Raw genomic sequence first — 19,069 nt, 5'->3', positions numbered from 1 at the left:
GCAACAATATTTTTGTCCTGTCACCGGCGTCTGCTAACTTGCAGGCATGACAGTCGGCATCCTGCTCATCACCCATGAAGGCATCGGCAACGCCATGCTGGAGGTCGCCACGCGCCTGCTGCGCAAGCTGCCGCTGACTACCGAAGCCTTCGAAGTGCCCTTCGATGCCGACGCCGACGCCCTGTTGCCGCAGGCCAGTGCCGCGCTACGGCGTGTCGATGGCGGCCACGGCGTGCTGGTACTGACCGATCTGTACGGCGCCAGCCCAAGCAACATCGCCGCACGGCTTGCACGACTCGGCACGCCAGTGCGCCGGGTCTCCGCGCTCAACTTGCCGATGCTGCTGCGGGTGATGAACTACGCCGATCTTGAACTGGACGAACTGCCCGCGGTTGCCACCGCAGGTGCACGCAACGGGGTGATCCTTGACGACGCCTGAGCCACAACCAAGACAACCCACACCATGATCCAGCGCGAACTCACCATCATCAATCGCCTCGGCCTGCATGCGCGCGCTACCGCGAAACTCGTGCAGCTGCTGTCCACCTTCCGTTGCCAGGCAACGCTGGAGGCGCGTGGCCGCGAAGTCAACGCCAAGAGCATCATGGGCGTGATGCTGCTGGCCGCCGCCACCGGCACGACAATAGTCTTGCGCGTGGATGGCGAAGACGAGCAGGCCGCCGCCGATGCGGTCACTGCGCTGTTCCAACGCCGTTTCGACGAGGACAGCTGATGCCGCGGCACGTCCTGTCCGGCAATGCCGCCGCGCGCGGCAGCGCACTTGGACGGGCACGCGTGCGCCTGCCGCACGTCCTGAATGTAGAAGAGGCGCGCATCGCGCCCGAGGACGTCGAAACCGAACTGCAACGCATCCACGACGCGGTCGACACGGTTCGCGCGGAGATGCACATCCTGCGCGAACGCCTGCATGGCGCACTGGCGCACGAGGTCGGTGAATTCCTCGACCTGCATGCCTTGCTGCTGGACGACCCTGAACTGCTGCAGGGCATCGATGCGCTGATCCGCACCGGTCGCTATTCCGCCGATTACGCGCTGCGGCTGCAGCGCGACCGCATCGCCGCCGTCTTCGATGGCATCGACGATGCCTACCTGCGCAGCCGCATCGACGACATCGACCAGGTGATCGGTCGCCTGCACGCTGCCCTGCACCGCCGTGAGGCCGACCTGCAGGGCGTGGCCGGCGAGATCCTTGTCACTGACAACATCTCGCCGGCGGAGCTCGCGCAACTGCAGGTGCAGGGCGTCATGGGCGTGGTCACCGCCAATGGCAGTGCGCTGTCGCACAGCGCGATCCTGGCCCGCAGCCTGCACCTGCCGCTGGTGGTTGGTGCCGCCGCCGCGTTGCAGAAAGTCAACGATGGCGACGTGCTGGTCATCGACGGCAGCAGCGGCCTGGTAGTGCTGGAACCCAATGCAGCCGACCTGCGCGAGCACCACGCGCGAACCTCCAACGCGCGCCGCGAACAACGGCAGCTCAACCGCCTTCGCCGCGAGCCCAGCCGCACCCTCGACGGCGTCGACATCAAGCTGTGGGCGAATGCCGAATCGCGCGAGGACGTGGCCGAAGCACATGCGCTGGGCTCGGCCGGAGTCGGCCTGTACCGCACCGAATATCTGTTCATCAACAACAACGAAATACCGGACGAGGACACCCAGTTCCGCGCGTATCGCGACGTGGTGCTGGGCATGACCGGGCGCACGGTCACCATCCGCACGCTCGATGTCGGCGCCGACAAGGCCGACAACACCGGCCTGGCCTTGCGCAACGAACCCAACCCTGCGCTCGGCCTGCGCGGCGTGCGTCTGTCGCTGTCGCGTCCGGGCCTGATGCACACGCAGTTGCGCGCGATCGTGCGCGCCTCGGGCTATGGTCCGGTGCGGATCCTGGTGCCAATGATCAGCGGCGCGGAGGAAATGTTCGCGGTGCGCGACATGCTGCGCGCGGCGATGCACGAGGTCGCCCGCGACGGCTCGGAGATGGCCGAGAAGATTCCGCTGGGCGCGATGATCGAAGTCCCATCGGCCGCATTGTCACTACCGATGTTCATCGGCGCCTGCGACTTCCTGTCGATCGGTACCAATGATCTGGTCCAGTATCTGCTTGCCGCGGATCGCAACAACGATGCACTCGGCGACCTTTACACACCGCTGCATCCCGCCCTGCTGCGGCTGCTGCGCGACGTCGTGCGCATCGCCAACCGCCGTGGCCGGCCGGTTGCGGTCTGCGGCGAAATCGCCGGCGATGCCATGTTCACCCCGATGCTGCTCGCGCTTGGCCTGTCCGAACTCAGCCTGCACCCTGCCACCCTGCTGGAAGTCCGGCGCGCGATCCGTGGCTGCGATCTCGCTTCACTGCGCGCGCATGCCCCCGCCTTGCTGCGCGCGCGCGATCGCGCAGGCATCGAACGCTGGCTGGCGGCGCATACGCCAGCCTGAGCATGGGAAAAGGTGGGCAGGTACCTCTAAGTCCGCGATAATGCCTGGATGAACTCCTGATCCGGGCCTGCGTGTCGCGACGCGCTGCGTGCCCATCACCAGCCGGAAGCAGCCCATGGCAGAAGCCGTCCGCCACGACAAGACCGCGCGCCAGCTGCGTCTGCTTTCGGACGCACTGGACAGTGGGCGCTTGGGTCCGGTGCGACGGCTGGTCAACACGCTGTCGCCGGCCGAGATCGGCAACCTGCTCGAATCGCTGCCGCCGGGCAAGCGCACCATAGTCTGGGGCCTGGTCGATCCGGAAGACGACGGCGAGGTGCTGGTCCACGTCGGCGACGAGGTCCGCGAGGGCCTGATCGCCGACATGGATCCGGACGAACTGATCGCCGCGGTCGAAGACCTCGATATCGACGACTTGGCCGACCTCGTCGAGGACCTCCCGGACACCGTCATCCACGAAGTCCTCAAGTCGATGGACCGCGAAAACCGCGAGCGCCTGGAACAAGTGTTGTCCTACGACGAGGACAGCGCCGGCCGCCTGATGAATCCCGACGTTGTGACGGTGCGCGCCGACACTACCGTCGATGTCGTGCTGCGCTATCTGCGCCTGCGTGCGGAACTGCCTGACCATACCGACCACCTTTACGTGGTCAACCGCCGCCACCAGCTGATCGGCTGGGTCGCGCTACAGAGTCTTGTCACCTGCGACACGCACACGCCGATAAATGCGTTGATCGACAGCGACCTCTCCGCAATCAGCGTCGAGGCGTCCGCCGAACAGGTGGCACGCGAGTTCTCGGACCACGACTGGATTTCCGCACCGGTGGTGGACGAGAATAACATCCTGCTCGGTCGCATCACCATCGACGACGTGGTCGACATCATCCGCGAGCAGGCCGAACACCAGGCCCTCGGTGCGGCCGGCCTGGACGAGGACGAAGACTTGTTCTCGCCGGTGGCGCGTGCAACGCGGCGGCGGTTGCTCTGGCTCGGCATCAATCTTGCGACGGCCTTCCTCGCTGCGTCGGTGGTCGGACGCTTCGCGGCCACCATCCAGCAGATCGTCGCACTGGCGGTACTGATGCCGATCGTCGCCGGCATGGGCGGCAACGCCGGTACCCAGGTGCTGGCACTGGTGATCCGCGGACTTGCACTCGGCCAGCTCGGCGCGACCAATCTCAATGTGCTGATCTGGAAGGAAGTACGCGTCGCCGCGCTCAATGGCATCGCGCTGGGCACCGCGCTTGGCGGCATCGTCTGGTTGTGGTTCGGTCAATGGCCGCTGGCACTGGTGATCGCCAGTGCCCTGACGATCAACCTGCTGTCGGCGGCGTTGGCCGGCGTGATGGTGCCGGTGACACTCAAGCGCCTGGGATTCGATCCTGCACTCGCCGGCGGCGTGATCCTGACCACAGTCACCGACGTAATGGGCTTCCTGAGTTTCCTCGGATTGGCAACGCTGGTGCTGCTGCACTAGCGAGTTTCGCAGGGTTGAAGCGCTAGGCCAGCAACGCTTCCAGCACCGCCATCCGCACTGCCACGCCATTGGCGACCTGCTGCAGCACCCGCGACTGCGGGCCGTCGGCCACTTCGCCGGTGATCTCGATGCCGCGATTCATCGGTCCGGGATGCATGACGATCGCATCGGGCGCCGCACGACGCAGGCGCGCCATGGTCAGACCGAAGTCGCGGTGGTAGTCGTCCAGCGACGTCACCAGTCCTTCGCTCATGCGCTCGCGCTGCAGGCGCAGCATCATCACCGCATCCACGCCATCCAGCATGGCGTCGAAATCATCACCGACCACGCATCCATGCAGGGTGTCGTCGTCAGGCAGCAACGAGGCCGGGCCACACACGCGCACCTCGCCGGTGCGCAAGGCATGCAGTGCATGCAAATCGCTACGCGCCACCCGCGAATGATTCACGTCACCGACGATCAAGACCTTCATCGCTGAAAAGTCAGGACCTTTGGCCTGGCGCAGGGTCAGCATGTCCAGCAGCCCTTGGGTGGGGTGGTTGCTGCGACCATCGCCGGCATTTATGAGTACCGTGCCCGGCAATGCCGAGCGTGCCAGCGCGGCGACGGCGCCATCCATCTTGTGACGCACTATGAAACCGTGCACGCCCATCGCTTCCAGCGTCTTGAGGGTGTCGAGGTCGCTCTCGCCCTTGGTGGTGGAGGCGAACGACGCATCGAAATTGAGCAGGTCGGCGCCGAGCCGCTGGATCGCCAGGCTGAAGCTGCAGCGCGTGCGGGTGGATGCCTCGAAGAACAGCGTGCATACCGCCTTGCCGGCCAGCGCGTCGCGCATTTCGCTGCCACCATGCGCATACTCGGCCAGAGCATCGGCACGCTGCAGCATTGCTTCCAGCACGCCACGCGGCATGCCCTCAAGCGTCAGCAGGTGTTTCAGCCTGCCTGCGTCGTCTAGTTGTTCGCTCATGCCACCACCACTGCATCCTGAGGCGCTGCCAGCCAACGTTCGACAATAATGGCGGCGGCCACCGCGTCCAGCGCTGCGGCATCGCGCCGGCGCTTGCGACCGCTGGCGCGCTCATTGGCAAAACGTTGCGCGGCCTCGATCGAACTGCTGCGTTCGTCCACCATCACCACCGGCAGCTGGGTGCGCTCGCGCAACTGGCGCGCGAACGCCTGCGCGGCCTTGCGGATCGGCTGGTCGCCACCATCAATGGTCATCGGATCGCCCACGATCAATCCATCCGGCCGCCATTCTCGGCGCAGTCGATCGATCTCGTTCCAGTCCGGGCTGCCCGCATGCACATCGATCACCGCAATCGCGCGCGCGCCGGTGCCGAAGCCACTACCCACGGCCACGCCAATCCTGCGTGAACCGACATCGAAGCCAAGTACTGTGCCGTCGCGGCGGATGGCATCGACGGGCGCCTGCGGCAGGCTCATGCGTGGCCGCTTTGGCTGGCGTAATTGACCAGGTCCACACCAATACTTCCAGCCGCGGCCTGCCAACGCTGTTCCAGCGGTACTCCGAACAGCAATTCGCGACGCGCCGGCACCATCAGCCAGCTGTCGTCGACCAGTTCCTGTTCCAGTTGGCCCGCACCCCAGCCGGCACAACCCAGCGCCACCACGGCCTGTTCCGGGCCATCACCGCGGGCGAGCGCTTCCAGCACATCGCGCGAGGTGGTCAGGAACAGGCCATCCCCCACGGTCAGGGTTGAATCCCATTCGCGATCGCCATCGTGAAGGACGAAGCCGCGTTCCGGATGCACCGGACCGCCGGCCAGGACGATCTGCGACTGCAGCGCCTCGCTGTCGCTATGGATGCCCATCTGTTGCAGGACTTCGCCCAGCGTGTAATCGGAAGCTCGATTGATCATCACGCCCATCGCGCCGTCGCCATCGTGCTGGCAGACCAAGGTCACGCTGCGCGCGAAATGCGGATCGTGCAGCGCGGGCAGCGCCACCAGCAATTGGTTGGACAGTGGCGACGACTCGCTTGGCATTGCGTTCGGCATGGCGCAATTCTAGCCTGCGCATGTCGCGGGGCGAAGCCGCATGCGCAGGACTAGCGTGCCTCGGCGACTTCCACCCCGTCCAGGCCTTGGGCCAAGGTCCTGGCATCACCACCCTGCGCCAGCTTGATGCGCAGGCGCACTTCATTCGAGGAGTCTGCAAAGCGCAACGCATCCTCGTAGCTGATTTCACCGGCCTGGTAAAGCTCGAATAGGCTCTGGTCGAAGGTCTTCATGCCCATTTGCACGGATTCCTTCATCACTTCCTTGAGTTTGTGGATCTCGCCATCGCGCAGGTAGTCCTTCACCAGCGGCGTACCCAGCAGGATTTCCATGGCCACCCGGCGCGCCTTGCCGTCGGGGGTCGGGATCAGCTGCTGGGCGACCACGCCCTTCAGGTTCATCGACAGGTCCATCAGCAACTGGCTGCGCCGGTCTTCAGGGAAGAAGTTGATGATGCGATCCATCGCCTGGTTGGCGTTGTTCGCGTGCAGGGTGCACAGCACCAAATGGCCCGTCTCGGCAAAGGCGATCGCATGGTCCATGCCCTCGCGGGTCCGCACCTCGCCGATCATGATCACGTCCGGCGCCTGGCGCAGGGTGTTCTTGAGCGCATTATCCCAGCTGTCGGTGTCGATGCCGACCTCGCGCTGGGTGATGATGCAGCCTTCGTGCTTGTGCACGAATTCGATCGGGTCTTCAATCGTGATGATGTGTCCGGTCGAGTTCTGGTTGCGGTAGCCGATCATCGCGGCCAATGAGGTCGATTTACCGGTGCCGGTTGCGCCCACGAAGAGAATCAGTCCGCGCTTGGTCATCGCCAGGGTCTTGATGATCGGCGGCAAATTGAGTTCTTCGACCGTCGGGATCCGGGTCTCGATCCGACGCAGCACCATGCCTACCTGGTTGCGCTGGTAGAAACACGACACGCGGAAACGGCCGACGCCAGACACGCCAATCGCGAAGTTGCACTCGTGGGTCTTCTCGAATTCCTCGCGTTGCTGCGGGGTCATCACGTTCAATACCAGGTCGCGCGACTGCTGCGGGGTCAGCGGGTTCTGGGTGATCGGGCTGACCTTGCCATTCACCTTCATCGACGGCGGCATGCCGGCGGTGATGAACAGGTCCGACGCCTTCTGGTGCGCCATCAGCTTGAGGAACGAGGAAAAGTCGATGCTGCTCATGCGTATGGCTCCAGATCAATATGCGCGCCCAGTGGGCGCGTCTTTCGGAAGCGCTGTCCTTATTCGAACAGGCGCTTGTCCTTGGCGTATTCTCGGGCCTGCTGGCGTGGCACCTGGCCGCGCTTGACCAGGTCCTGCAGGTGTTGGTCGAGGGTCATCATGCCTACGTTCTGGCCGGTCTGGATCGCCGAATACATCTGCGCCACCTTGTCCTCGCGGATCAGGTTGCGGATGGCTGGGGTACCCACCATGATTTCCCACGCGGCGGTGCGTCCGCCGCCGACCTTCTTCAGCAACGCCTGCGCAATCACCGCACGCAGCGACTCGGACAGCATCGAGCGCACCATGCCTTTTTCGCCGGCGGGGAACACGTCGATGATGCGGTCGATGGTCTTGGCCGCGCTCGAGGTATGCAGGGTGCCGAACACCAGATGGCCGGTTTCCGCGGCGGTCAGCGCGAGGCGGATGGTCTCGAGGTCGCGCAACTCGCCCACCAGAATAATGTCCGGGTCTTCGCGCAGGGCCGAGCGCAACGCCTCGTTGAAGCCGTGGGTATCGCGGTGAACCTCGCGCTGGTTGATCAGGCATTTCTGCGAGGTATGCACGAACTCGATCGGATCCTCGACGCTGAGGATGTGGCCGTATTCGTTCTTGTTGATGTGGTCGATCATCGCCGCCAGCGTGGTCGACTTGCCGGAACCGGTCGGTCCGGTGACCAGGATCAGGCCCTGCGGCTGCTCGATCAGTTCCTTGAAGATACGCGGGCAGCCGAGGTCTTCAAGCGACAGTATTTCCGATGGAATGGTGCGGAAAACCGCGCCAGCGCCACGGTTCTGGTTGAACGCGTTGACGCGAAAGCGGGCCAGCCCCGGAATCTCGAACGAGAAGTCGACCTCGAGGAATTCCTCGTAGTCACGACGCTGCTTGTCCGACATGATGTCGTAGACCAGCGCATGCACCTGCTTGTGGTCGAAGGCCGGGATATTGATTCGGCGTACATCGCCATCGACACGGATCATCGGCGGCAAGCCCGCCGACAGGTGCAAGTCCGAAGCCTTGTTCTTGACCGAAAATGCCAGAAGTTCGGCGATATCCATGCGTATTCCCCTGCGCTTTATTGTGATACCGCGGTCATGATCTCACGCCTGATGCCACTGCCCGAGTGGCATCGCACACACCCCAATGGCAGTATGAGCGCACACTCCAGAGTGTCAACCGCCGTGCCTGAGCGTCAATCGCCCGTCCAGATCCGACTTGCAGACGTCCTTACACGGATGGCAAACGCGGCGACCATGCCGAACCGGCCAGCACCCACACTGCTGGCCGTGTCCAAGACCCAGCACGTCGACGCGATCACCGTCCTGGCTGCGGCGGGCCAGCGGGCATTTGGCGAGAACTATGTGCAGGAGGCGCTTCCGAAGATCGAAGCGCTGAAGGCGCTCGACCTGGAGTGGCACCTGATCGGCAACCTGCAGTCGAACAAGGCGCAGGACGCCGCGCGCGCCTTCGATTGGATCCAGACCATCGACCGCGCCAAACTCGTTGCCTTGCTGGCACGCCATCGCCCACCAGACCTGCCGCCACTGAACGTGCTGGTACAGGTCAATATCGATGACGAGGCCAGCAAGCATGGCTGTGCACCCGCCGATGCCATGAGACTGGCGGATCTGATCGCCACCGAACCTCGATTGCGATTACGCGGATTGATGGCAATTCCCGCACCCCACGAAGACCCGCAACAGCGCGTGCAGGCTTTCCGCGCGATGCACGATCTGTTCGATGCAATGGCCAAGCAGCATCCTGGCATCGACACGCTGTCGATGGGCATGAGCGGGGACTTCGTCGGGGCCATCGAGCAAGGTGCGACCATGGTGCGCGTCGGCAGTGCGCTGTTCGGCCCACGCGTCACGCCACCACAGGACGCATCAAAACAGGAACCACATTCATGAGTGACAACATCGCGTTCATTGGCGGCGGCAACATGGCACGCAGCCTGATCGGCGGCCTGATCGCAAAAGGCCGCGCACCGTCTTCCATCCATGTCGCCGAACCAGTCGCAGCATTGCGCGATGCCCTGCAAGCCGATTTCGGCGTCTCCGTCCTCGACACCGGCACGGCCGCCGTTTCCGGGGCATCGACCTGGGTGTTCGCGGTCAAGCCGCAGGTGATGCGCATGGTGTGCGAATCGCTTGCCGCGCAGGCACAGGTGCAGCGCCCCCTGGTGATTTCGATCGCAGCCGGCATCACCGGCGATCAACTGGAACGCTGGCTAGGTGGCGCTTTGCCGGTCGTGCGCACGATGCCGAACACCCCAGCCCTGCTTGGTGCCGGCGTGACCGGCTTGCATGCCAGCGACCAGGTCGATGCCGATGGCCGCGCATTCGCGGAAACACTGCTAGCCGCCGCGGGCAAGACCGTCTGGATCGATAGCGAAGACCTGATGGACGCGGTGACCGCGGTGTCAGGCAGTGGCCCGGCTTATGTATTCCTGCTGGCCGAAGCGATGATCGATGCCGGGATTTCCGAGGGACTGCCTGCGGATGCCGCACGCACGTTGGCCTTACAGACGGTGCTGGGCGCAGCGCGGATGCTGACCGAAGCAGGCGCGCCGGATGCCGCCGAACTTCGGCGACGGGTGACCTCACCGAATGGCACCACCCACGCGGCCATCGAGTCTTTCGAAGCCGGCGGCCTGCGCGCATTGGTTGCCAGTGCGATCCACGCCGCACGTAAGCGAGGGCGGGAATTGTCCGCCGCAAACGAATGAGGTTCGCAATGCATCGATCTTGTGGCGTCGCCCTGCTTGCACTGGCTTTGCCCTTGCTGGGCCTGGCCGGCTGCAATGGACGTGAATCCGCCGCCGCCGCGCTACCCACGCAGGCCAACGCAAGCGCCATTACAATCGTCGGCGGCGCAACCCTGCAGGCCACGACCATGGATGTGGCCGACCTCAATGAAACAGTTGCGCGACGTTACGCCATCGAGCGCGGCAGTTCCGGGCTGATGTTGCTGGTGACGGTCCGTGATGCCAGCGGCAATGGCATCGAACCCGGCGACCTTCGCCTGGATGCCGTTGCCGGTGCGTTGCTTGATGCATCAAAGCCGCTAGCCTTGCGCCCGATCACCACCGGCGGCATGACCGACTACATCGGCGTATTCCATGCCTCGCCACCGGCTACGGTGCAATTCAGGATTGGCGCAGTGCGCAATGGCGCGCGGGCCGAAATCTCCACGACGGCGGACTTGTACCAGCGTTGAGTTAACTCATGGGAAATGAGGTCAGAGTAAGGTTTCCAGGAAATGGGGTCAGAGTGAATTTCCTGCCGACGCCAATAGATCGTTCGGGAAACCTAGTCAGGAAACTTCACTCTGACCCCATTTCCCTTGCCACCGACCCCATTTCCGCCCAATCGCGGATGATCCGCGCGATTTCGTTGATGCCCTCCGTCAGTGCCGCCGGCCCTGGCTGCAAAATAATGGGCGATTTGATCTCATGCAGCTGGCCATCGCGCACGGCGGGAATTGCGTCCCATCCGGGTCGCGCGGCGACTTTTTCGGGCCGGAACTTCTTGCCGCACCAAGAACCCAGGATGATGTCGGGCGCGCGCCGGATGACTTCGCCTGGGTCGGCCAGGATGCGGCCCTTGGCCAAGGATGAGGCCGCGCATTCCGGGAAGATGTCATCGCCACCGGCGATGCCGATCAATTCGCTGACCCAACGGATGCCCGAAATCATCGGATCATCCCATTCCTCGAAATACACCTTGGGCCTGCGCGCCTGCGATGCCGCATCGCGTTCGATTTGTTCCAGCCCCAAGCGCAGTTCGTCTGCATAGGAAGTCGCACGTTCGCCGACACCGACCAATGCGCCAAGCCGCACGATGTAATCAAGTATGCCGGCCACGCTGCGATGGTTGGAAATCCAGACCTCGACGCCATGGCGGATCAACTCCGCCGCGATGTCAGCCTGGATATCGGAGAACCCGACCACGAAATCCGGTTCCAGCTTGAGGATCTCGCCGATCTTCGCGCTGGTGAATGCACTGACCTTCGGCTTGTCCCTGCGCGCGCGCGGCGGCCGTACGGTGAAGCCACTGATGCCGACGATGCGGTCCTGCTCGCCCAGCGAGTACAGGACCTCGGTGGGTTCTTCGGTCAGGCAGACGATGCGTTGCGGGCCAAGCTTGCGCTCACTCACGGATACAGCATCCGCGTTGACCAGTTGCCGTCGGCATCGCGCTCATGCAGGTAACGCTCGTGCAGACGATATTGCGCGCCGTACCAGAACTCGACAGCATGCGGCACGACCCGGAAACCGGTCCAACCTGGCGGACGCGACACGTCACGCCCTTCGTAATCGCGTTCGACATCGGCAAGACGCTGCTCAAACGTCTCACGGCTGGGCAGCGTCTCCGATTGCAGCGACGCCCACGCCCCAAGCTGGCTGCCGCGCGGACGGCTGGCAAAATACGCATCTGCTTCGGCATCGTCGACAAGCACGACATTGCCCTCGATCCGCACCTGCACGCCATCGCGTACTCGTGGCCAATGGAACAGCAGCGCTGCCCGCGGATTGGCCTGGAGTTCGCGACCCTTGCGGCCGTCGAGGTGGGTATAGAACACGAAGCCGCGCGGGTCATGTGCCTTCAGCAGGACGATGCGTGCGGACGGGTGGCCATCCGCCGTGGCGGTGGCTAGCGTCATCGCAGTGCGATCCGGTTCCCCGGCGGACTCGGCCTCGGCAAACAGGGTGTCGAACCTGGTCAGGATGTCAGCGGGGATATTTTCAGCGGAGAGATTGGCCATGGCGCATTGTCGCCGGTCGCTCGCGCCGGTGCATCTGCAGGCGTCAACTGACCACGAAACTGACCCGCAAGTTGACCCGCCATTCGGTGACGGTGCCGTCATCTTCGGTGACCACCTTGATTTCGTTGACCCAGGCGCCCTTGATGTTCTTGACCGATTCGGAACATTTCTTCAGGCCAACCCTGACTGCGTCTTCCATGCTGGTATTGGAGGAGGCATTGAGTTCGATGATCTTGGCGACGGACATGGGCTTGTTCCCTGGGTGACGCCGGCGGGACTGCACGGCGATATCCACACTGCCGCGTGTCGAGTGAAGGCCATGCAATGGCGGTCTGTGGCGCGACGCACGCGACTGCTAGCATGTTGCGATGCGCGATCCATCCGAAAGCCCGTCACACATCGTCCTGGTCGGCCCGATGGGCGCCGGCAAGAGCAGCATCGGCCGCCTGCTGGCGGTGCGGCTGCAACGCGCTTTCACCGACCTGGATGCCTGCATCGAAGCCGAAGCAGACACGACTATTACCGCGATCTTCGCGAGCGAAGGCGAGGCAGGGTTCCGTTCGCGCGAATGCCGTGCATTGATCGACGCGTTAGCGAAGACCGCAGCCAGCGTCATTGCGACCGGCGGTGGTGCGGTATTGAACGCCGGCAACCGCTCCGCGATGCGAGATGCCAGCACCGTGATCTACCTGCAGGTCGAACCAGCCATGCAGATGCAGCGCCTGGCCGGTGATGACACGCGCCCACTGCTGGCTACCGACCACCCCGCGCAACAACTGGCTGAGCTGCAAGCGATGCGCGAGCCGCTGTATCTCGAAGTCGCCGACATTGTCTTCGATACGACGCAACATTCCCCGGAAAACGCAGCAGTCGCAATGGTGGCGCTGCTGGAACAGGCATCGGAGCGCTGCGTATGAACCCACATATGGTTGATGTCGACGGCGCGGCGCCGTATCGGATCCAGATTGGGCCAGGACTGCTGGAAGACGGCACCGCATTGGCGTCAATGCTGCGTGGCCGGCATGCACTGATCGTCAGCGACAGCCATGTCGCGCCGTTGTACGCACAGCGTGTGCAACAGGCCTTGGCCAACGCGCGGCCCGACGCTCGCATCGCGACCCATGTATTCCCCGCCGGCGAGGCATCGAAGACGCTGGCGAATTTCAGCGCCACGATTGATGCACTTGCCATGCATGGCGCCACCCGCGATGCCTGCCTGTATGCACTCGGTGGCGGCGTGGTTGGCGACCTGGCCGGCTTCGCCGCGGCATGCTGGATGCGCGGCATCGATTGCGTACAGCTGCCAACCACGTTGTTGGCAATGGTGGATTCCTCGGTTGGCGGCAAGACCGCGGTGGATATTGCCCAAGGCAAGAACCTGGTCGGCGCGTTCCATCCGCCGCGCGCGGTATTCGCCGACACCACCACACTGCGTAGCCTGTCGCCCCGCGAGTTGCGAGCGGGCTTCGCCGAAGTCATCAAATACGGCGCGATTGTGGATGTCGGTTTCCTGGATTGGCTGGAAGCCAACACCAACAGGCTGCTGGCCAGCGATGATGCGCTGCTGGCCGAAGCAATCTCCCGCAGTTGCGCGCACAAGGCCGCGATCGTCGAGCGCGACCCGTTCGAGCATGGCGAGCGCGCCCTGCTCAATTTCGGCCATACCTTCGCCCACGCCATCGAAACCGAGCAAGCGGCTTTTTTTGGGTACGGGGGTGGCTTGAACCACGGCGAGGCCGTGGCGGTCGGGATGGTGCTGGCGGCGAAGCTCTCCAGCGCGCTGGGAATAGCCGACGCCGCCGATGGCGAACGCCTGCGCGCATTGCTGCAGGCGTTCGGACTCCCGGTCGAGCTACCGGTGGGGCTGAACCCGGCACCACTGCTCGCACGCATGCGCCTGGACAAGAAAGCACAGGGCTCTGGCCTTCGCTTCATCCTGTGGGATCGCGCCGGCGCGGCACGGATCGTGGCTGGCGTGGACGAAGCCGCGGTGCTCGCAACCCTGCAAGCCTGAGCCCGCGAGAGCTGCAGCCCGTACAATGCGCGCCCATGCGCCTGCTGCTGCAACAACGCCCCGATGGCAACGAAGCCCCACGCTTCGTCCAGCTCCAGCTCCAGCCCGACCTACTGGGCGGCTGGACGCTGTTGCGCGAAACCGGGCAGATCGGCAGCCGCAGCACCCTGCGCCGCGAGCAATTCACCGACCAGGCCAGTGCGCTGTTGGCACTCGAAGTGGCCCGTGATGCACAGCTCAAGCGCGGCTTCCAACTCGTGTTCGCGCAAGGTGAGGCGGTGCGTTAGTGGACTGCCCTATCGGCAGTCCACGCGCCGCCGAACGCCCGGCCAAGGATGGCCGGGCAGTATGTTTCGAAGCCGACCTCTCACGCCAGGGACGGCATTCATTCGCATTCGAAGGATTTCACTGAAGTGCCAACGCCCCCGAACGACAACCTCGCCTTGAAGAGCCCCGCCTTTAATAGCCGCCTGATGCGCGCACTGCGTCGCGAAACCGTCGACTGCACGCCAGTCTGGCTGATGCGGCAAGCTGGCCGATATCTGCCGGAATACCGGGCAACACGCGCGCAGGCAGGCAGTTTTCTGGCCCTGGCCAAGAATCCGGAACTGGCCTGCGAAGTGACGTTGCAACCGTTGCGTCGGTTCCCGCTGGACGCCGCGATCCTGTTTTCCGACATCCTGACTATCCCGGATGCAATGGGCCTGGGCCTGTACTTCGTCGACGGCGAGGGCCCGAAGTTCGAACGCCCGATCAGCAGCGTGGCCGACATCGCAAAACTCGCCGTGCCGGACATGGATCGTGAACTGCGCTACGTGATGGATGCGGTGCGCACGATTCGCCGCGAGCTGGATCCTGCGATCCCGTTGATCGGGTTCTCCGGCAGCCCATGGACGCTGGCTTGCTACATGGTCGAGGGCAGCGGCAGCAAGGACTGGGGCAAGGTCAAGGCGCTGGCATTGAATGAGCCCAGGGCCATGCACCAGCTGCTGGGCGTGGTCACCGATGCGGTGATCGCCTATCTCGGCGCGCAGCAGGCCGCAGGCGCACAAGTCCTGCAAGTCTTCGACACCTGGGGCGGCACCTTGTCGCCGGCGATGTACCGCGAATTCTCATTGCCCTACCTCACCCGCATCGCGCGCGAACTCAAGCGCGAGGATGCTCCATTGATCCTGTTCGGCAAGGGCAACGCCCCGTATCTGGAGGAACTAGCAGGTAGCGGCACGCAGGGGCTCGGCGTTGACTGGACCGTGACCCTGGAAGACGCCGCACGCCGCACGGCGGGCAAGGTCGCGGTACAGGGCAACCTGGATCCGGCAATTCTGTATGCATCGCCGGACGCAATCGCCATGCAGGTGCAGGCGTCACTGGACAGTTACGCCGCCGGCAACGGCGGATCGCGCGAGGGACACGTGTTCAACCTCGGCCATGGTCTGTCACCCGACATGCTTCCCGAGCATGTCGCTGCACTGGTTGCTGCGGTGCATGCAGGCAGCAGGCAGCGACAACTCGGCTGACGCGCCAGCTCTACATCTTCTCTGCTTATCGAATTACCCGGGCAGCAGGCGCGCCAGTGCCTGCGCCAACATCGCCCCGGTCACCGGCTTGCGCAGGAACCCGTTGAAACCGGCTTCCCGCGCCAACACCTCGGCACCGGTATCCGAACGTGCGGTAACTGCGAGCAGCGGCGCACTGAATCCCTGGGCACGCAGCACGCGCGCCAACGCCAGCCCGTCCATGCCCGGCAGGTCGAGATCGAGCAGCGCGGCATCGAACGTGTTGCCGGCAACCTCGCCCAGTGCAGCCAACCCATGTGCAGCATGGCTGACATCGTGACCTTGTTCTTGCAGTAATTGCCGGATCACCTCGGCCACGGTCGGATCGTCTTCGACCAGTAGTAGATGCGACATTCGTAACGAATGCTCATTCAACACGGGCGTCAGCGGCTCCGGATTTGCGGGGAGTGCCGCACTGGCCAGTGGAAGGTCGACGATGAAACGCGTCCCCCGCCCTGGTTCGCTTTCAACATCGATGCGCCCGCCCATCGCCGCAGCCAGTTCCTGCGAAATCGCCAGTCCCAGCCCGCTGCCGCCATAACGTGATGCGGTGCGTGCGCCATCGGCCTGTTCGAAGCGACGGAACAGGCGTGCCTGCTGCTCGCTGCTCAGTCCCGGACCAGTGTCGGCGACCACGAAACGCATGCCTTGCGGAGACAGTGCAAAAGTTTCCATCGAGACATGGCCGGCCTCGGTGAACTTGATCGCATTGCCAAGCAGGTTCAGCAGTATCTGTTCGATGCGGGTCCGGTCGCCATGCACGGCTTGCGGTGCTTGTGGATCAAGCGTGTCGATGAATTGCAGGCCGCGTCGTTCCGCCAACGGCGCCATCAGCGCAACCACTTCATCCAGCAACGGGCGCAGGGCGAAATCCGCATTCAATAGTTCAAGTCGACCGGCTTCGATGCGGGCCAGGTCCAGAGCATCATTCACCAGTCGCAGCAGGTGGTTTCCCGCGCGATGGATCGCATCGGCCTGCCCGCGCTGGCGCGTGTCCAGATTACTGGCCAGCAGCAGCTCGCTCATGCCGAGCACACCGGCCATCGGCGTCCGCACCTCATGGCCAAGCGTGGCCAGGAAGCGCGTCTTGGCCTCCGATGCCTGTTCCACCATCGCACGTTGCGCCTCGGCAAGCTGCCAGACATGCATGCGCCGCAGGCGCGCGCGATACAGCCATGCGGCACACAGCACCAGGCAGATGGCCATGATCGTGAACACTATCTTCGCCCACAGCGTCAGCCACCAGGGTGGTGGCACCACGAACGACAGGGACTGCTGGCGTGCACGATTGCCCGACGCATCCTGCGCACGCATGTGCAGGGTCCAGGTTCCGGGCGCAAGGTCGGTGAACACGCGTTCGCCATCGCTGTCCAGCGCAACCCAATCGTGGTCGAACCCATCGAGTCTTGCCCAGTAGCGACTGCCAAGTGGATCGTCGAACGCAAGCAAGCGTGCGCGCAAACGGAACTCACGGTCACCACGCAGCAATTGAAGTGGATCGCTAATCGGCAGATCGTGCCATTGGCCATTGCGACGCACCGAGAAACGATCGAAGCGCAGCGTGGGTATGTTGCTCGCGGGATCGGCAGCATTGGTGTCCACCAGCACCAGCCCGCCATCGGCCGTGGCTGCGGCCAGCACACCATCGTTGCTCATCGCCAGCGCACGATCCAGGTATTCCTGGCTGCTGGTACTGTCCTGCATGCCCTGCCGACGCAGGTTGCGGCGCACCGGATCCCATCGGAATAATCCACGTGAAGTGGACACCCACACCCGATGGTGTGCGTCAACGCGAATTCCCGCAGCACCCACGGAAGGCATGCCTTCGCTTTCGCCAACACGAGTCTCAAGCGACCAATGCCCATTAGCGAGGCGGTACTGCTCAAGGCCAGGCAGACGTTGCAACCAGAGCACATCACGACCATCGAAGGCGAGTGCATAGACGCGCCCGCCACCCAGCTCCGGCAGCACCACGAAGCGCCGATGCACACGATCAAGCCGGGCCACGCCTTCGGCGCCGGCGACCCATGGCTCGTCATCGGGCGAAATGATCAAAGCTTCAAGATCGGCATTGCCCAACCCGCCCATATCGCCAGCCGGGATGTCGAGGAGGATCTTGCCGGTCGCCGTATCACGCTGCTGTACACCACCACCCGGCGCCGACAACCAGAGAGTCCCGTCGCCGGCAAGCTGCAGCGTGTCGATCTGGGCATCAGGGGTCGGATCCTGTGGGTCGTTGGCGCGCCATTCGTCGATAACGCCGCCGACTCCAACCCTGATCAAACCCAATCGAGAACCAAGCCAGATATTTCCCGGTGAGTCCTCAGCCACTGCAAGCAGTTTCAAGTTCTGCAACCGTCCGAGAATGTCGCCATCGGCCTGCACGATGCTGCCACTCCGCGTCAGGCGCTCGAGCGCACCGTTCAGGCCACCCAGCCAGAAACCATCAGCACGAGCCGGAGCCAGTGCACGACATATCGCGCCCTGCAACCCGTTTTCGACACCCGAGTATTCAGCAGTCTGCCGCCATTCCGACTCCAGATAGCCTAAACCCAAACCTGGCAACGGAATCCAGAGAGCGCCGTCTGGTTGCAGCAACAAAGCGTCGCCTGCGCGCAAGCTATCCAGACCCACTCCGCGCTGCGGCACCGGTGGCTCGCCGTACTGCTGCCGCCACAGGCCACGCTGACTACCAATCCAGTACGACCCGTCATGATCACGCGCAATGCTTTTCACCGCATTCGGCCGTTCAAACATCGACGACCACACAGGTTTCAACCACACCCCCGCAGCATCATGCCGCCAGACACCTTTCGATGTGCCTACCCACAAGCCATCGGAGGTCACACTGAGCGAGTACACCAGAGGTGGACCATCGGCGCCGGGCAAGCGCACCGCGTGGATCTTGCCATCCTGCAGGACAGCCAATCCCTTGTCGGTGCCGATCCACAACGTGCCTTCGGCATCCAGCGCCAGTGCGACGATCGTGTCCGATGGCAGGCCATCCGCTGCATCGGGAACGTGGCGAAATTCCGAGATGTCGCCATCAGGTTGCAGCCGATACAGGCCGCCATCGTAGGTGCCGAACCAGACTGTCTTGCCCTGGTGCGCAAATGACCAGGTATCGTCGCTGCCAATCTGCGGATGGGTTGACCTGTTGTAGTGCACGAAGGCGTGCCGTTGCGCATCCAGTACGCTGATGCCGGCCCCTTCCACCGCGACCCAGATGCGGTCGTCCGCATCGATCATCAAGGTCTGGATATTGTTGCCTGGCAATCCGTCTGGATCGGCCGGATCGTATCGCCACACCCGCATGCCGACGCCGTCGTAACGCGCCAGGCCATCTGCCGTGGCGATCCACAAATAGCCATCATGGTCGCGAGCAAGCACCCTGATCTCGGTGGACGGCAGGCCCTGCGCCGGCCCAATGATGCGGAAATGCGGACGCTCGGGAACGGCCGCCAGCGCGTTCGCGCACAGCAGCCAAAACACCAACAGCATGCAGATCCTGTGCAACATGCATTGCTCCTCGACATCCCCACCGCATGCTCGCAACGCGG

At 63.8% G+C, this 19,069-nt stretch carries 20 protein-coding genes; 11 read left to right on the top strand and 9 right to left on the bottom strand.

The features are described from left to right. Nucleotides 1-46 precede the first annotated feature (46 nt). The 4 genes from PSV05_RS01810 (at nucleotide 47) to mgtE (ending at nucleotide 3,934) form a co-directional block, all read left to right on the top strand. Complete coding sequence (locus PSV05_RS01810; protein WP_300060582.1) at nucleotides 47-439, top strand: PTS fructose IIA subunit family protein; 393 nt, start codon at nucleotides 47-49, stop codon at nucleotides 437-439. A gap of 24 nt (nucleotides 440-463) precedes the next feature. Continuing rightward, entirely contained in the window at nucleotides 464-733 is a 270-nt protein-coding gene (locus PSV05_RS01805) for an HPr family phosphocarrier protein (protein ID WP_300060579.1), read from the top strand. Then, entirely contained in the window at nucleotides 733-2,457 is a 1,725-nt protein-coding gene (gene ptsP, locus PSV05_RS01800) for a phosphoenolpyruvate--protein phosphotransferase (protein ID WP_300060577.1), read from the top strand. The genes PSV05_RS01805 and ptsP overlap by 1 nt, the downstream gene beginning before the upstream one ends. A gap of 115 nt (nucleotides 2,458-2,572) precedes the next feature. Next, nucleotides 2,573-3,934, top strand: coding sequence for a magnesium transporter (gene mgtE, locus PSV05_RS01795; RefSeq protein ID WP_300060575.1), 1,362 nt, complete (start codon nucleotides 2,573-2,575; stop codon nucleotides 3,932-3,934). Between the two features lie 22 nt (nucleotides 3,935-3,956). Here mgtE and PSV05_RS01790 read toward each other — a convergent pair whose 3' ends face one another. From PSV05_RS01790 to PSV05_RS01770, 5 genes are all read right to left on the bottom strand, one after another. Continuing rightward, nucleotides 3,957-4,901, bottom strand: coding sequence for an aspartate carbamoyltransferase catalytic subunit (locus tag PSV05_RS01790; RefSeq protein WP_300060572.1), 945 nt, complete (start codon nucleotides 4,899-4,901; stop codon nucleotides 3,957-3,959). Further along, nucleotides 4,898-5,371 carry a Holliday junction resolvase RuvX gene (gene ruvX, locus PSV05_RS01785; RefSeq protein WP_300061326.1) on the bottom strand — a complete coding sequence of 158 codons (474 nt, stop codon included), beginning with the start codon at nucleotides 5,369-5,371 and terminating at the stop codon, nucleotides 4,898-4,900. The genes PSV05_RS01790 and ruvX overlap by 4 nt, the downstream gene beginning before the upstream one ends. 2 nt (nucleotides 5,372-5,373) lie before the next feature. Continuing rightward, a complete protein-coding gene (locus PSV05_RS01780; RefSeq protein WP_300061323.1) occupies nucleotides 5,374-5,940 on the bottom strand; it encodes a YqgE/AlgH family protein in 567 nt (188 codons plus the stop codon). A gap of 62 nt (nucleotides 5,941-6,002) precedes the next feature. Continuing rightward, nucleotides 6,003-7,133 carry a PilT/PilU family type 4a pilus ATPase gene (locus PSV05_RS01775; protein WP_300060569.1) on the bottom strand — a complete coding sequence of 377 codons (1,131 nt, stop codon included), beginning with the start codon at nucleotides 7,131-7,133 and terminating at the stop codon, nucleotides 6,003-6,005. 59 nt (nucleotides 7,134-7,192) lie between these two features. Beyond that, complete coding sequence (locus tag PSV05_RS01770) at nucleotides 7,193-8,230, bottom strand: type IV pilus twitching motility protein PilT (protein WP_300060566.1); 1,038 nt, start codon at nucleotides 8,228-8,230, stop codon at nucleotides 7,193-7,195. 93 nt (nucleotides 8,231-8,323) lie between these two features. Here PSV05_RS01770 and PSV05_RS01765 point away from each other — a divergent pair, with 93 nt between their 5' ends. The 3 genes from PSV05_RS01765 to PSV05_RS01755 are packed head-to-tail and all read left to right on the top strand — an operon-like array spanning nucleotide 8,324 to nucleotide 10,391. Beyond that, nucleotides 8,324-9,082 carry a YggS family pyridoxal phosphate-dependent enzyme gene (locus PSV05_RS01765; protein ID WP_300060563.1) on the top strand — a complete coding sequence of 253 codons (759 nt, stop codon included), beginning with the start codon at nucleotides 8,324-8,326 and terminating at the stop codon, nucleotides 9,080-9,082. Then, nucleotides 9,079-9,900, top strand: a complete 822-nt coding sequence (proC, locus tag PSV05_RS01760; RefSeq protein ID WP_300060560.1) for a pyrroline-5-carboxylate reductase — start codon at nucleotides 9,079-9,081, stop codon at nucleotides 9,898-9,900. The genes PSV05_RS01765 and proC overlap by 4 nt, the downstream gene beginning before the upstream one ends. 8 nt (nucleotides 9,901-9,908) lie before the next feature. After that, nucleotides 9,909-10,391: a DUF4426 domain-containing protein gene (locus PSV05_RS01755; protein WP_300060557.1), complete on the top strand. Its 483-nt coding sequence runs from the start codon at nucleotides 9,909-9,911 to the stop codon at nucleotides 10,389-10,391. A gap of 106 nt (nucleotides 10,392-10,497) precedes the next feature. Here the strand turns inward: PSV05_RS01755 and PSV05_RS01750 are convergent, their stop codons facing one another. Genes PSV05_RS01750 through PSV05_RS01740 form a run of 3 tightly spaced genes read right to left on the bottom strand, consistent with a single transcriptional unit; the run spans nucleotide 10,498 to nucleotide 12,186 of the window. Continuing rightward, entirely contained in the window at nucleotides 10,498-11,331 is an 834-nt protein-coding gene (locus tag PSV05_RS01750) for a cobalamin-binding protein (protein ID WP_300060554.1), read from the bottom strand. Next, complete coding sequence (gene pdxH / locus PSV05_RS01745) at nucleotides 11,328-11,939, bottom strand: pyridoxamine 5'-phosphate oxidase (protein ID WP_300060551.1); 612 nt, start codon at nucleotides 11,937-11,939, stop codon at nucleotides 11,328-11,330. The genes PSV05_RS01750 and pdxH overlap by 4 nt, the downstream gene beginning before the upstream one ends. 43 nt (nucleotides 11,940-11,982) lie before the next feature. Further along, nucleotides 11,983-12,186, bottom strand: a complete 204-nt coding sequence (locus tag PSV05_RS01740; protein ID WP_300060548.1) for a dodecin family protein — start codon at nucleotides 12,184-12,186, stop codon at nucleotides 11,983-11,985. 121 nt (nucleotides 12,187-12,307) lie between these two features. Between PSV05_RS01740 and PSV05_RS01735 the strand changes: the two genes are divergently transcribed. From PSV05_RS01735 to hemE, 4 genes are all read left to right on the top strand, one after another. Then, entirely contained in the window at nucleotides 12,308-12,856 is a 549-nt protein-coding gene (locus PSV05_RS01735) for a shikimate kinase (RefSeq protein ID WP_300060545.1), read from the top strand. Continuing rightward, on the top strand, nucleotides 12,853-13,953 hold the full coding sequence (aroB, locus tag PSV05_RS01730; protein ID WP_300060541.1) for a 3-dehydroquinate synthase: 1,101 nt from the start codon (nucleotides 12,853-12,855) through the stop codon (nucleotides 13,951-13,953). The genes PSV05_RS01735 and aroB overlap by 4 nt, the downstream gene beginning before the upstream one ends. A gap of 35 nt (nucleotides 13,954-13,988) precedes the next feature. Beyond that, the gene (locus PSV05_RS01725) at nucleotides 13,989-14,240 is read left to right on the top strand and encodes a WGR domain-containing protein (protein ID WP_300060538.1); all 252 of its coding nucleotides are present in this window, start codon (nucleotides 13,989-13,991) and stop codon (nucleotides 14,238-14,240) included. A gap of 186 nt (nucleotides 14,241-14,426) precedes the next feature. Beyond that, nucleotides 14,427-15,470 carry a uroporphyrinogen decarboxylase gene (gene hemE, locus PSV05_RS01720; protein WP_300061320.1) on the top strand — a complete coding sequence of 348 codons (1,044 nt, stop codon included), beginning with the start codon at nucleotides 14,427-14,429 and terminating at the stop codon, nucleotides 15,468-15,470. A gap of 33 nt (nucleotides 15,471-15,503) precedes the next feature. Here hemE and PSV05_RS01715 read toward each other — a convergent pair whose 3' ends face one another. Continuing rightward, nucleotides 15,504-19,028 carry a hybrid sensor histidine kinase/response regulator gene (locus PSV05_RS01715; protein ID WP_300060535.1) on the bottom strand — a complete coding sequence of 1,175 codons (3,525 nt, stop codon included), beginning with the start codon at nucleotides 19,026-19,028 and terminating at the stop codon, nucleotides 15,504-15,506. Nucleotides 19,029-19,069 lie beyond the last annotated feature (41 nt).

Source organism: Thermomonas sp. (assembly GCF_029945965.1).
Classification (GTDB): domain Bacteria; phylum Pseudomonadota; class Gammaproteobacteria; order Xanthomonadales; family Xanthomonadaceae; genus Thermomonas.
The sequence above is the reverse complement of the archived record's forward strand: the minus strand, read 5'-3'. Positions and strand labels throughout refer to the sequence as shown.

What these genes read in the sequence shown, in the direction of transcription:
- PSV05_RS01810 (WP_300060582.1), top strand. Translation starts at nt 47, where the DNA reads ATGACAGTCGGCATCCTGCTCATCACCCATGAAGGCATCGGCAACGCC.
- PSV05_RS01805 (WP_300060579.1), top strand. Translation starts at nt 464, where the DNA reads ATGATCCAGCGCGAACTCACCATCATCAATCGCCTCGGCCTGCATGCG.
- ptsP (WP_300060577.1), top strand. Translation starts at nt 733, where the DNA reads ATGCCGCGGCACGTCCTGTCCGGCAATGCCGCCGCGCGCGGCAGCGCA.
- mgtE (WP_300060575.1), top strand. Translation starts at nt 2,573, where the DNA reads ATGGCAGAAGCCGTCCGCCACGACAAGACCGCGCGCCAGCTGCGTCTG.
- PSV05_RS01790 (WP_300060572.1), bottom strand. Translation starts at nt 4,901, where the DNA reads ATGAGCGAACAACTAGACGACGCAGGCAGGCTGAAACACCTGCTGACG.
- PSV05_RS01780 (WP_300061323.1), bottom strand. Translation starts at nt 5,940, where the DNA reads ATGCCAAGCGAGTCGTCGCCACTGTCCAACCAATTGCTGGTGGCGCTG.
- PSV05_RS01775 (WP_300060569.1), bottom strand. Translation starts at nt 7,133, where the DNA reads ATGAGCAGCATCGACTTTTCCTCGTTCCTCAAGCTGATGGCGCACCAG.
- PSV05_RS01770 (WP_300060566.1), bottom strand. Translation starts at nt 8,230, where the DNA reads ATGGATATCGCCGAACTTCTGGCATTTTCGGTCAAGAACAAGGCTTCG.
- PSV05_RS01765 (WP_300060563.1), top strand. Translation starts at nt 8,324, where the DNA reads ATGAGCGCACACTCCAGAGTGTCAACCGCCGTGCCTGAGCGTCAATCG.
- proC (WP_300060560.1), top strand. Translation starts at nt 9,079, where the DNA reads ATGAGTGACAACATCGCGTTCATTGGCGGCGGCAACATGGCACGCAGC.
- PSV05_RS01755 (WP_300060557.1), top strand. Translation starts at nt 9,909, where the DNA reads ATGCATCGATCTTGTGGCGTCGCCCTGCTTGCACTGGCTTTGCCCTTG.
- pdxH (WP_300060551.1), bottom strand. Translation starts at nt 11,939, where the DNA reads ATGGCCAATCTCTCCGCTGAAAATATCCCCGCTGACATCCTGACCAGG.
- PSV05_RS01740 (WP_300060548.1), bottom strand. Translation starts at nt 12,186, where the DNA reads ATGTCCGTCGCCAAGATCATCGAACTCAATGCCTCCTCCAATACCAGC.
- PSV05_RS01735 (WP_300060545.1), top strand. Translation starts at nt 12,308, where the DNA reads ATGCGCGATCCATCCGAAAGCCCGTCACACATCGTCCTGGTCGGCCCG.
- aroB (WP_300060541.1), top strand. Translation starts at nt 12,853, where the DNA reads ATGAACCCACATATGGTTGATGTCGACGGCGCGGCGCCGTATCGGATC.
- PSV05_RS01725 (WP_300060538.1), top strand. Translation starts at nt 13,989, where the DNA reads ATGCGCCTGCTGCTGCAACAACGCCCCGATGGCAACGAAGCCCCACGC.
- hemE (WP_300061320.1), top strand. Translation starts at nt 14,427, where the DNA reads ATGCGCGCACTGCGTCGCGAAACCGTCGACTGCACGCCAGTCTGGCTG.
- PSV05_RS01715 (WP_300060535.1), bottom strand. Translation starts at nt 19,028, where the DNA reads ATGTTGCACAGGATCTGCATGCTGTTGGTGTTTTGGCTGCTGTGCGCG.